A 12032-nucleotide genomic window follows, 5' to 3' on the forward strand; every position below is an offset into this window, starting at 1 on the left:
GGTTCGGGCTCTGGTGTTGAGTTTGCGCTGCAAGAAAAAACAGGAGGCAACTTAACGAGTCTGGTTGAATCGCTCGAGGTACTGCTGGCAAATTTAAATAACCGCCCTGAAGTTGCTAAAGCAAGTAGCTCACTGCGTGGCTCAGTACCTCAGCTATTTTTGGAATTAGATAGAGAAAAAGCCATGGCACTAGAGGTGCCGATTGCTGATGTTTACAGCACAATGAAGGTGCTTACTGGCTCATCAACAATTAATGACTTTAATTTATTTGGCCGGGTTTATCGGGTTAAAGTTCAGGCTGAAGATGAATTTAGGGCACGCCCTGAAAACCTCAACGAATTTTATGTGCGTTCAAAAAATGGTGCTATGGTGCCATCAAATGTGCTTGCTAAGTTAAATTTAACAACCGGTCCGTCTGCAATAAATCGCTTTAATATGTTTACCAGTGCCATGGTAAATGTATCGCCAGCTGAAGGCTATGCATCGGGTGATGTAATTAACGTAATTAAAGAAGAAATGGCAAAACTACCGCCTAACCTTGGCTATGAATGGACGGGAATAACTTATCAAGAAATTCGCTCATCGGGTCAGCTAAGTATCGCTATCAGCCTTGCTATTGTGTTTGTATTTTTATTTTTAGCGGCGCTCTATGAAAGTTGGAGCTTGCCGTTTGCTGTACTACTAATAAGCCCGATTGCTATGTTGGGAGCCGCTGTATTGACCTTGGTGACGGGGCATGAAAACAATTTATTCTTTCAAGTCGCCTTTATTGCCTTGATAGGCCTTGCTGCAAAGAATTCTATATTGATTGTTGAAGTGGCAAATCAGCTTTATCAGGAGGGGATGGATGCCGCTGATGCAGCAATAGAAGCCGCCCGCTCTCGCTTTCGACCTATTTTAATGACGGCAGCCTCTTTTGTACTTGGTGTTTTGCCGTTAGTGCTTGCCTCTGGCCCCGGCGCCGTTGGTCGGCAGTCGGTATCTATGCCTATTTTAGGGGGGATGTTACTGGCAAGCTCGATCGGCATTATATTAGTGCCGCTGTTCTTTATTACCGCTGCACGGTTTGTGAAAAAACAGCAAACACCGGTCTCTAAAGTAGTAGAGGAGCAAGTCGATGCATAAATTGTTGCCATTGCTTTGTTTCGCCAGCATTCAAGGCTGTGCTGTAGGGCCTGATTTTGAAGCACCTGAGCATAGTGACGTTGCTAATTTTATGGGCGCAGCAGCTATACCTCAGTCGGAGGCTTTAGCAGGTTGGAAGCAAATATATAGCGACCCTCATTTGCAAAAGCTGATTAGCAAAGCGCTTCTTAACAACCAAGATATGTTAATTGCGCAATCGAAAATTATTGAAGCGCGAGCTCAGTATCGTATTACCGATGCCGATTTATGGCCTGATGTAAGCATAGGCCTTACATCAGAGCGAGAAGAAGAGCTTAATAGCAGCCCCGAAAATTCATTTGACTTAAAAGGTTACTTAAGTTGGGAGCTAGATTTATTTGGTAGTAACCGACGCGCAAGTGAAGCCGCACTGGCAAATTATTATAGCCAAGAGCAAGCAAGAAATGCGTTGCAGCTCGCCTTGATTGCTGATGTTGCGCAGCAGTTTTTTGCCCTTAAAGAAGTGGAAGAACAATTAAAAATTAGCCTGAGTACGATTAAGCTTCGCGAGAAGGAGCTTGAAATTGCGCGTATTCGTAAAAAAGGCGGTATTATTTCAGGGCTAGAGCAGCGCCAAGCTGAGGTTGAATTAGAATCTGCCAAAGTAAAGATTCCGCCATTACAGCACAGTGAAAGGCGGATTATTAATCAGTTAAAGTTTTTGATTGGTGATGCTAATGCTGATGTGCAAGGGGGGAATGAGTTATCTGTGCAAACTCTTCCTAAGCAATTACCTACAGGGCTACCTAGTGAACTGTTAAAGCGTAGACCAGATGTACAGCAAGCAATGTATCAGTGGCAAGCAGCAATGGCTGAGATTGGAGTCGCAAAAGCGGCGTTATTTCCAAAACTTAATTTATATGCGGAGCTTGGCAGTGAAAGTACTGATTTTAGTGATTTACTCGCCAGTAACTCGCAGGTTTGGTTGCTAGGCTCAGAGCTGTTAATGCCCATATTTAATATGGGGCGCAATCAGGCAAATTTAACGGTGGCGGAACAACGAGCTTATCAGGCGAGTATTCAATACCAAAAAACAGTGCTGGTGGCACTGCAAGAAGTGAGTAATCAGCTTTCGAACTATCAGTCGGCAGAGCAAAGCTATGATGCGCAAAGAAGCCTGGTGCTCAGTAGTCAAGATTACTACCGCTTAGCACGCCTTAGGTATAGTAATGGTGTTGCCAGCTCCCTTGATTTAATGGATGCACAGCGGCAGTTATTTTCGGCAGAAATAGCGTTATCGCAGGCAAAGAATGATCGTCTGCAAAGCCTAGCAACGCTTTATAAAGCCCTTGGTGGCGGATGGTATGAATTGAGCGAACAGGAACTGGAAAAAGAAAAAGTGGTAGATTAATTAAAAGAGCATGCAAAAACATGCTCTTTTAAAAACTTATAACTCAAATGGTGCTACACCAACGGCTTTCATTTTATAGCCGACTTGAGCAATTTCACCAGACCAGGTTTCGGTGCTGATAACGCCAGTCACGACAATCGCATCGTAGAGGCTTTCGATTGGTACGCCGTCTTTAATCGTGACATGCACAATTTGATTTGGCGGCGGTGGTGGTACGTGAATACAAGCACCAAAGTAAGGTACCAATAAAAACTCGGTGATCACTTCGCTGTCGCCTTCAAGGGGAACAACAAAACCAGGCAAACTTACTGATTGACCATTAAGTTCTTTTACCACGGGAGCATCAAGGTCTGGTTGCACCCAGTTTTGTTCAGAGCCTTCATGGTTTGCTTGCGCTTGGGTATCGATTTGCACATGACCTTTTGGAATTAAATCTTCCCAGAAGATTTCTTTAGGTGCGCCAGCATTAGCTCCAGCACACACAACTAATGCGACTAAAGCGACGAATTTTCGAAAAAACGGCATAACATTCCTTAAATTTTAATACTCATACCATCAGCAAGAGAGTAGAAATACGCGCGAGTTGCGGGAATTAACCCAACAATAAAGCCTGCAACCATTATCGCAGCTAAAAGCATGAGTTCATAGGATGACAATAAGGCTATATTTAGGCTTATTCCGGCATGGCTTTGCAAGTAATCTGCGCCGAGTAGCATTAAAGCATAGAATAATGCGATGCCAACAATGCAGCCAAGCCCTGTAATGAGTAATGATTCGACACTGATCAAGGTGAAAATATGCCAAGGTCTTGCGCCAACAGAGCGCAAAATTGCAAGTTCTCTGCGGCGTTGATTGAGGCTTGAAAGCAGGCTCGTTAACATGCCAAGCAAACTGATCAGCACCACGACGATAGAAAATAACAGCAAGATTTTTTCAACGATAGAGAGCATTTCCCATAGTTCACGCAAAGTAACACCCGGCATGATGGCAAGCAGTGCCTCATCTTTGTATTGGTTAATATTACGACGCACTTGTAAGGTATAAAGTGGTGAATCAAAACCAAGTAAAAAAGCGGTTATTTGTTTTGGTGTGCCAACTAAATCAACATCATCATGCTGGTCGTGGTCGTGGTCGTGGTCGTGGTCGTGGTCGTGGTCGTGGTCGTGGTCGTGGTCATTTGCATCAGCCTGAGCGGCTTCATGCTGATGAGCATGACCACCATGAATCGCTTCAATTGCTGCAAGTGGAATATGCAGGGTTTTATCAACAGGCGTGCCTGTTGGTTTTAAAATACCGACCACTTTAAATGGGTTATCGTCATGATTATGAAAGCTGGTATTGCCCATGCCGTGCGCAATCACCACTTCATCGCCTAGCTGATAGCCTAAGCTGCTGGCAACCTCTGCACCTAAAACAACCTCAAATAAGTGATTAAACTCATGACCTTGTGAAAAGCTCAACGACTGCTTTTTAGCAAAGCGATAGTGCTCAAAATAGTCTTTATTTGTACCAAGTACAGCCAAGCCTTTATGGCTGTCGCCAAGCGACATAGGGATAGCCCATTTTACACCCCGTTGCCCAGAGATGTATTGGTAACTTTTCCAACTCACGCCATTATTAGCATGACCAATGCGAAAGACCGAAGACAACAGCAATTGGATGTCACCGGTACGCGCACCGACAATTAAATCAGTGCCAGAAATTGTATTGCTAAAGCTACTTTTAGCATCAACTCGAACTCGCTCAATCGACATTAATAACATTACGCTGATAGCTATGGTAAATAGGGTGAGTAGGGCGCTGGCCTTTCGGTTTAATAAACTTTTTGTGGCGAGTTTAATGAGTAGCATCGGTGCCTCCTTGTAACTCAACAAGGCTGATACTGCGGGTAAATAGCGTTTGTAATGTTTCATCATGGCTAACAAAAATTAGCGTGCTATTTGCTGCGCTTGCCTGCTCAAATAACAATTTTACGAATGCTTGGCGATTTTGTGTGTCGAGTGCTGAGGTAGGTTCATCTGCAATAATAATTTCAGGGCTGCCAATAAAGGCTCGCGCAGCGGCAACTCTTTGTTGCTGGCCAATACTCAGCTGTGCAACGGCTTGATGTTGCAAATTATCATTTAGCCCTAAAGCGCTCAGTAAGCGGCTTGCTTCAGCGGCTATTGTTGCACTATTTTTTAATGCGTTTTTTTGCCTTTGCTTTGAAAATTGGCAACCCAAAGTCACGTTTTCAATGGGTGATAAATAGGGGAGTAAATTAAAGTTTTGAAAAATATAGCCAATATGGTCGGCACGAAAACGGTCACGTGTACTATTACTAAGTTGGTTAATCGCTTTACCAAGCAGCTCGATATTGCCCTGTGTTGGCACTGTGACGCCAGCAAGCAATGATAATAACGTTGATTTACCACAACCACTCGGACCGTGAAGAAAAACATGTTCGCCTTGATCAATATCTAGCTTAGTAATATTGATCGTCGGCTCAGGTTGTTTTGCGTGCCATTTAAAAAGCACATTTTCAAGCGTGATCATAACGACCTATGAATTGTTACCATCGCCAGTAATTTAATTTTCTACGCATTTTAAAATTACGAATAAAATTACGTGGTTTCGGCTTAAGTGTAGGATTGCTCAATAGTAATTCATTGCTAGCAGCAAGTACACGTTGACTCGATAAGCCGTCTTGATATGGATGCAGTTGCTGGCAGAAGTGCTCAATTTTCGCCATTAATTCAGCAGGTCGTGTGAAGGCATAATCAATCGCTTCAGTTAGTTTATTGACATCTGTGACATCAATAAGATGTTCGCCAGGTGCTTGATTGCAGAAAGTTACGACAGGTTTTCTTTGTAAGATAAACATAAGCAAAATGGATGAGGTATCACACAGCATGACATCCGCTGCTTGCAACAGCGGTAATACATTATCTGTCTCGACAAAGGTTAGGTTTTCGTTTTGTAGAGCCTTGTATTGTTCAACAAGCTCGCTTGGCATTTTCGGGTGAAATTGCACCAAAATTCGCCACTTTCCTTGCTCACTGTATGCTTTTATTTGTTCGTATAATTTAGGTGCAAGAGACAGGCGTTTTGAAAAAGTCGAACAAATTAAGAGTGTTTTTCTGTTGTCGTCTGGGTTTTTATACGGATTGTTTTCAATCTCACTAAAAAAAGGATCGAGTGTTGGCCAGCCGGTTTCTTTTACTTGAAAAAAGCCATGCTTTTTAGCTAAAGCTTGGAAAGGTGCAGTAGTATTTGGACCTTGCGTACAGTACAAATCAAAACAACCTCTAACTTTAAAATGGTCATTTTGGCCTTTGCTATTTAACTTCCCCGCATCAAAGCCATGGAATACACCAACTTTAACGCCAGGTATAAAAGTGGGAATACTATTAGAAGGTGCAAAAAGTACATCGGGTTGCCAATCGTGTATAGCCTCAACGCTATCTAAGGTTTGCTCGCTTTCATCAAGAAAATCACGATTTACAGTTTTCCCATGTAAAAACCATTTAACTTCACCACCACGAGCTAAAATCTCCCGTTGCAATGGGCGTAAGATCGCGTACGAATAGTTCTGCGAAATAAACATTAAATATTTTTTTTCTGCGGTAGCTGCTAAGTAATCCAAGAAAACCTCCTATTTCGAGGGCACTAGTATAGCGAAATAATGTTTATGACAGCAAAATTACTGAAAGTTTAAATTTTTATGTTTTTTATTATATCCGCAGGCTGCTGATGATAGTGCAATGATTGAGCTTTCAAAGCGTCTAGATTATTATAGGCGGCCATAACCCCAATCCCATACATGTGCTCACAAGAGCATGCCAAATACTATCGGAGATAGCATGACTAGCTATAAAGTTTTAGACGTAAACGATGATTTACCGATCCGTACTAAAGGTGCGGTACACAGTGGTAAAGTGCGTTCAGTTTATTGGTTAACTGATGAAGACAGCGCTCGTTTAATTAATGAAAAAGGTTATCAAGTTCCAAAAGGAACTGAGCTAGCTATTATGGTTATTTCTGACCGTATTTCTGCGTTTGATTGTATTTGGCAAGGTGAAAACGGTTTAAATGGTGTGCCTGGTAAAGGCATCGCGCTAAACTCTGTGGCATCTCATTGGTTTAAGTTATTTGATAAAGCAGGCCTTGCTGGTAACCATATTGTTGATATTCCACACCCTTATGTATGGATTGTGCGTAAAGCAAGTACTGTAAAAGTTGAAGCCATCGCTCGCCAATATATTACTGGCAGTATGTGGCGTGATTACGCGAAAGGCACGCGTAATTTCTGTGGTATTGACTTACCAGAGGGATTAGCTGCGAACCAAAAGCTAGATGAAGTGTTAATTACGCCATCAACGAAAGGCATTATCACAGGTGTTACTGACATTCCTGAAGTAGATGATGTGAACATTACTCGTGAAAACATCACCAATAACCTATCTGTTTTTAACTTCAAGTCTGAAGACGATGTCGCTAAATATGAGCAACTACTTGTTGAAGGCTTTAAGCTGATCAGTGATGAACTTGCACAGCTTGACCAAATCTTTGTCGATACTAAATTTGAATTTGGTTATGTTGAAGACATTGATGGTTCAGATAAGCTTATCTACATTGATGAAGTCGGCACGCCTGATTCATCACGTATCTGGGATGGCCCAGCTTACCGTGACGGTAAAATCATTGAAAACTCAAAAGAGGGTTTCCGCCAGTTATTAATTAATAACGTGCCAGACAGCGATGTGTTATTAAATAAAGACCGCATGGACGAGCGTGAGCAGCTTGCTAAAGACTACACCTTGCCAGAATCAGTGATGCTTGAAGTGTCTGATACCTACGTTGGCATTGCGAGTAAAATTATTGGTCAAGAAATCACTATTCCTAGTGACCCAAGAAGTGAAGTAATCGCAATTTTAGATAGTGATTACGGCTTAATTAAGCACGATTAATAGGCATTTACTAATTTTATTCATAGCTAAAATGCTATTTTTAAAGCCAAGCTGTCACAAATAACATTGCTTGGCTTTTTATTACCTTCTGTACTCATTTCTGAATGATGTATAAGGTAATTAAACGGGATAAACATGATCCCAATAGTCTCCACCTTTCTGACATTACAGATTAATTGATAACGAAAGTAATACTAAGCAAAGTTACTACTATAACTAATTCACTAAGTTTTAAGTTTTTCGTCAATACTTTCTTGCCTAAAACCGGTCTCTATCAATGAAATGATTAGGTATAACTTAACAATAGATTAATCTATACTGAATTGTGAACTAAGAGCGGAACTAATTAATTATGTTGATGTTTGCGAATTTTTTTAGCCGGGTATATTACGTTGCTTTGTTATTAGGCTCAACGAATGTACTTTCAGCGGACTTTTCCTTTGTTGTACGCGATCAATTTGGAGAGCCATTAAAAGATGCTGTTATTGAGTTTAAGGATCAGCAGTTAAATCACCAAGATAACTTATCAGTTGCCGTCATGGACCAGGTTGATAAGCACTTTACTCCTAAAGTACTTGTTATTCAAAACGGGCAATTAGTTGACTTCCCAAATAGTGATAATATTCGCCATCATGTGTACTCATTCTCGACTGTAAAGCAATTTGACATCAAACTTTACTCTGGTCGGCCTGAAAAACCCGAAAAATTTGAATCACCTGGGATTGTTGTTCTAGGTTGTAATATCCATGATTCAATGGTCGGATACATTTATGTTGCAGATAGTTCAGAAGTGCTAAAAACGAGCGTAGATGGGAAGGTTCAATTAAATGTGAGTACATTTCCTGCTAGCTTTACGGTATGGCAACCAAACCAACAGAGTGATATCGATCAGAAAAAAACAATTACATTTGCTGATTCTTCGCAGGTTGCAGATATTGTCATTACTACAATAGAGCCGAAACCACGAAATACATTTGGAGAAATGTTTAAGGGTACTAATGATTAATAGTTTAAGAGGGCGAGTTATTGCCTTATGTGTTGGTCTTGTTCTGTTAACAAGCTTAGTCAGCCTAGTTAGTTCTTGGTGGTCTGCGAATCGTTTTAATGACCAAAAGCTTCTAGAAGATATTAATGTTGCTGAGAATGTTTTTAACCAGTATTTAAGTGCGAAAGAGAGCCTTCTTCTAACTGCTGCAAAAGTGTTAACAGCAGATTTCGGTTTTAAACAAGCTGTCGCAACTCAAGACGCCGATACTATCAGCAGTGTCTTAAATAATCATAGTAGGCGGATTAATGCTGATTTAATGATGCTCATAAACTTATCTGGGGAGCTCGTTTCTGCTAATACGGATTTCGCTCACATGCCAAATGAGTTTACGGCATTAATGAAGCAGTTATTAGATAATCCTGAGCAGTCAAATTTCATTGTTATCGAGCAGACTCTTTATCAAGTTATTATATTGCCAGTTCGCGCACCGAGAACAGTTGCATATAGTTTGGTTGGTTTTGAAATCACAGATCTAGTTGCTGAGGAGTTAAAAAAACTTACAACTATGGATGTGAGTTTTATCGGTGAGGATGATGATGTTGTTGAAACCTCTCTTGTTGATAAGCCAGAAGATAATGCAGTACTTAGGCATTTTGAAAATAAATCTACACAGCGAATTTTTGGGGAAAAGCCAGTTTATCGTAATCGCCTTGTTGAGCTACCTTCGGTTTCTGGGCATAAAGTATCAGTGCTACTAAGTGCCGATTTAACTCGAAGTTATCTTGAATTTGAGCAGCTCTTTTTTACTATTATTTCATTAGCAGCTATCACAGTTGTGATTGGCGTTTTAGCTAGTGGGATTTTGGCTAAAAACCTTACCACACCGCTTTCTAAACTTACTTTACTTGCTCAGCAATTCGCGCGGGGTAACTACAAAGCTGAATTTATAGGAAAAAAACAAAGTACTGAAATTACGACGTTAGTTGATGCATTCAATAATATGGGTAATGACATTAAAGAACGTGAACGACAAATCAACTTTCAAGCAAGTCATGATACGTTAACAGGGTTTTTAACACGCAGTGCCATGTTGGAAATTATGGAGTCGCTATTAGGGCAAGGCACTGAATATACTTTAGTTGCTATTGATATAAGAGGTTTGCGGCATATCAATGACAAACTTGGCCCTCGTATTGGAGATGATTGTTTAAGAGAAGTTGCTGAACGTATTAGTGAGTATTCTGAGCCGCTTGGTGGAGTCAATGCACGCATAGGTGGAGATGAGTTTTTAACCTTATTTCCAAGTGGAAAAGCAGAGCAATTAAAAAGTGGAGTCATGGATTTAATGGCTCAGCTACAAGTCGGTTACACTATTCAAGGCTTGAATATTACCTTGCGATTTAGCGCTGGTGTAGTTCATTGTACCTTTGAGGGAGTTAAGCCCGATGATCTAATGCGCCGAGTTTTAATCGCAATTGATACAGCTTCGTCAAAAAAGAAGAATGTTCATTATTATCAAAACGGTGAAGATGAAGAGTATCTGGAACGGTTGGCAATTATTGATGAATTAAAACATGCATTACAAGCAGACGATGGCCAATTGTTTATGACTTATCAACCAAAGCTAAATTTAAACACCTCTCAGATCGATAAAGTGGAAGCGCTGATCCGTTGGCAAAGAAAGGATGGGCAGTGGGTATCACCGGAGCTATTTATTGATTTAGCGGAGCAGTCAGGTGTTATTGTTGATTTGACTGCTTGGGTAGTTAAAACAGTTGTCACTCAAGTCGCAAGGTGGCAAGAACAAGGCATTATTATGCAAGCCGCTATCAATGTTTCGGCTCAAGATATTGCCTTCCCAAGCTTTTTCTCTCATTTGGCAAAACAATTAAAAGAGAATGATGTTAATGGACAGCTTATTACAATAGAGCTGACAGAACGCGACATGATAGAAAATGAAGAACAAGGTATTAAAGCATTAGAAAACCTAAAATCACTTGGGGTAAAAATATCGCTAGATGATTATGGTGTTGGGCAAACTTCATTGGGTCGCTTGAAATTACTACCTATCGATGAACTTAAGTTAGATAAATGCTTTATTCTTCAATTGGAGCAATCTAAACAAGATCAGTATATTGTTGAATCAACAATAAACTTAGGTCATCAGCTAGGTTTCTCTGTCGTTGCAGAAGGTGTTGAAAATAAAGCTTCTTTAGACTTTTTGAAACTAATGAAGTGCGATTATGCGCAAGGGTATTACTTGAGCAGGCCACTAAAATCAGAGCAGTTTTTACAATGGCTAGAGGTCTATAATGAAGCATCTTAATTGGCTATTTGGACTAACTTTCATTGTTTTTACAAGTTCAGGGTTTGCAGCTTCAGGTAAATTATTAGCAACGCCCGGAGTCTCTCAGGTTGAAGGCAGTGCGGGTGGTGGGATTGTTCCATGGGCTCAGCTCGCAGGCTATGCAAGTGATGATGAAATCGCTTTGAATGGCTTTTGCAGTCGTGCAAATGTGAGTGATTACCGCTTAGATGTTTGTGGTGCGCAGCTAAATGTTAATGATCGCGTTGAATTTAGTTATGCGGAGCAACGTTTCGAAGTTCCCGCATTAAATACCGATATTGAGCAATCAATTACCGGGGCAAAAGTACGCTTATATGGTGACATTGTTTACAGTAAATGGCCGCAATTAAGTTTAGGTGTGCAGCATAAGTCTTTAGATGATGGCAGTATTGCTAGTTTATTAGGTGCAAAAGATACCAGCGGTACCGATATTTACCTTGCTGCTAGTAAATTACATTTAGGGGCGCTTGCAGGGTATAATTGGTTTTGGAACACCACCTTTCGTTATAGCGATGCCAATCAGCTAGGTTTGTTAGGTTTTGGCGGTCCTGATAGTGATAAAAAATTGTTGTTTGAAGCATCTACAGCGGTGTTTTTAACCCATGAAATAGCTTTGGGTGTTGAGTATCGGGTAAAGTCCAATAACCTTGGTTTAGGAGAGCAAGATTGGCAGGATGTATTTGTGGCTTGGTTTCCTAATAAGTATGTTAGCATCACCGCTGCTTGGTTAGACTTAGGAAGTATTGCTGGTGCTGAAGACCAAACTGGTTGGTACTTATCAGTAACAGGGTATTGGTGATGATAAAAACACTTTTTACATTTGTATTTACCGTTATGCTTGTGGGTTGTGTAAGTAGCAATAATGGCACCTTGTACCAGCAACTTAATGGTAAACAAGGGATTGAAAAATTGGTTGAAAGTTTTATCAATCAAATAGGCCATGACGAACAGATTTTAGCTTATTTTAAACAAAGCAATGTTGCGCATTTTCGCCAAGGCTTTATCACTCATTTGTGTAGTGTCACCGACGGTCCTTGTGAATACAAAGGCGATAACATGGTTGATATACACACTGGAATGAATATCTCCAAAAAAGACTTTAATCGTGTTGTAGAGCTTTTGATTAACGCTATGGACGAACAACAGATTCCACAAACAGTACAAAATAAAATTCTTAGTCGCTTAGCACCCCTTCGCCCTGAGGTAATTGATATTTAGTTTATACAAACTTGG

11 protein-coding genes are annotated in these 12032 nt (G+C 40.7%); 7 read left to right on the plus strand and 4 right to left on the minus strand.

Annotated features, from left to right (window positions below; genetic code table 11):
* Both BIZ38_RS05545 and BIZ38_RS05550 read left to right on the plus strand, forming a co-directional pair.
* On the plus strand, positions 1–1125 hold a 1125-nt coding region (locus tag BIZ38_RS05545), incomplete at its 5' end, for an efflux RND transporter permease subunit (RefSeq protein ID WP_187489790.1).
* Entirely contained in the window at positions 1118–2515 is a 1398-nt protein-coding gene (locus BIZ38_RS05550) for an efflux transporter outer membrane subunit (protein WP_187489791.1), read from the plus strand. The genes BIZ38_RS05545 and BIZ38_RS05550, both read left to right, overlap by 8 nt.
* Before the next feature lie 36 nt (positions 2516–2551).
* Here the strand turns inward: BIZ38_RS05550 and BIZ38_RS05555 are convergent, their stop codons facing one another.
* Genes BIZ38_RS05555 through BIZ38_RS05570 form a run of 4 tightly spaced genes read right to left on the minus strand, consistent with a single transcriptional unit; the run spans position 2552 to position 6140 of the window.
* Positions 2552–3040, minus strand: a complete 489-nt coding sequence (locus BIZ38_RS05555; protein WP_054552700.1) for a DUF3299 domain-containing protein — start codon at positions 3038–3040, stop codon at positions 2552–2554.
* Between the two features lie 8 nt (positions 3041–3048).
* The gene (locus BIZ38_RS05560) at positions 3049–4365 is read right to left on the minus strand and encodes an ABC transporter permease (protein WP_187489792.1); all 1317 of its coding nucleotides are present in this window, start codon (positions 4363–4365) and stop codon (positions 3049–3051) included.
* Positions 4352–5050 carry an ABC transporter ATP-binding protein gene (locus BIZ38_RS05565; protein ID WP_187489793.1) on the minus strand — a complete coding sequence of 233 codons (699 nt, stop codon included), beginning with the start codon at positions 5048–5050 and terminating at the stop codon, positions 4352–4354. Before BIZ38_RS05565 ends, BIZ38_RS05560 begins: the two co-directional genes overlap by 14 nt.
* A 16-nt stretch (positions 5051–5066) precedes the next feature.
* On the minus strand, positions 5067–6140 hold the full coding sequence (locus tag BIZ38_RS05570; RefSeq protein ID WP_262387560.1) for a CDP-glycerol glycerophosphotransferase family protein: 1074 nt from the start codon (positions 6138–6140) through the stop codon (positions 5067–5069).
* Positions 6141–6357: 217 nt separating this feature from the next.
* On the opposite strand from BIZ38_RS05570, the gene BIZ38_RS05575 reads away from it, so the two are divergent.
* The 5 genes from BIZ38_RS05575 (at position 6358) to BIZ38_RS05595 (ending at position 12017) form a co-directional block, all read left to right on the plus strand.
* A complete protein-coding gene (locus BIZ38_RS05575) occupies positions 6358–7464 on the plus strand; it encodes a phosphoribosylaminoimidazolesuccinocarboxamide synthase (protein ID WP_187489794.1) in 1107 nt (368 codons plus the stop codon).
* A 352-nt stretch (positions 7465–7816) separates the two neighbouring features.
* Positions 7817–8470, plus strand: coding sequence for a methylamine utilization protein (locus BIZ38_RS05580; RefSeq protein WP_187489795.1), 654 nt, complete (start codon positions 7817–7819; stop codon positions 8468–8470).
* Complete coding sequence (locus BIZ38_RS05585) at positions 8463–10778, plus strand: EAL domain-containing protein (RefSeq protein WP_187489796.1); 2316 nt, start codon at positions 8463–8465, stop codon at positions 10776–10778. Before BIZ38_RS05580 ends, BIZ38_RS05585 begins: the two co-directional genes overlap by 8 nt.
* Positions 10765–11598: a DUF3034 family protein gene (locus BIZ38_RS05590; RefSeq protein ID WP_187489797.1), complete on the plus strand. Its 834-nt coding sequence runs from the start codon at positions 10765–10767 to the stop codon at positions 11596–11598. Before BIZ38_RS05585 ends, BIZ38_RS05590 begins: the two co-directional genes overlap by 14 nt.
* A complete protein-coding gene (locus BIZ38_RS05595; protein ID WP_187489798.1) occupies positions 11598–12017 on the plus strand; it encodes a group I truncated hemoglobin in 420 nt (139 codons plus the stop codon). Before BIZ38_RS05590 ends, BIZ38_RS05595 begins: the two co-directional genes overlap by 1 nt.
* Positions 12018–12032 lie beyond the last annotated feature (15 nt).

The organism is Pseudoalteromonas sp. BZK2, assembly GCF_014349195.1.
In the GTDB taxonomy this organism is placed as follows: domain Bacteria; phylum Pseudomonadota; class Gammaproteobacteria; order Enterobacterales; family Alteromonadaceae; genus Pseudoalteromonas; species Pseudoalteromonas simplex.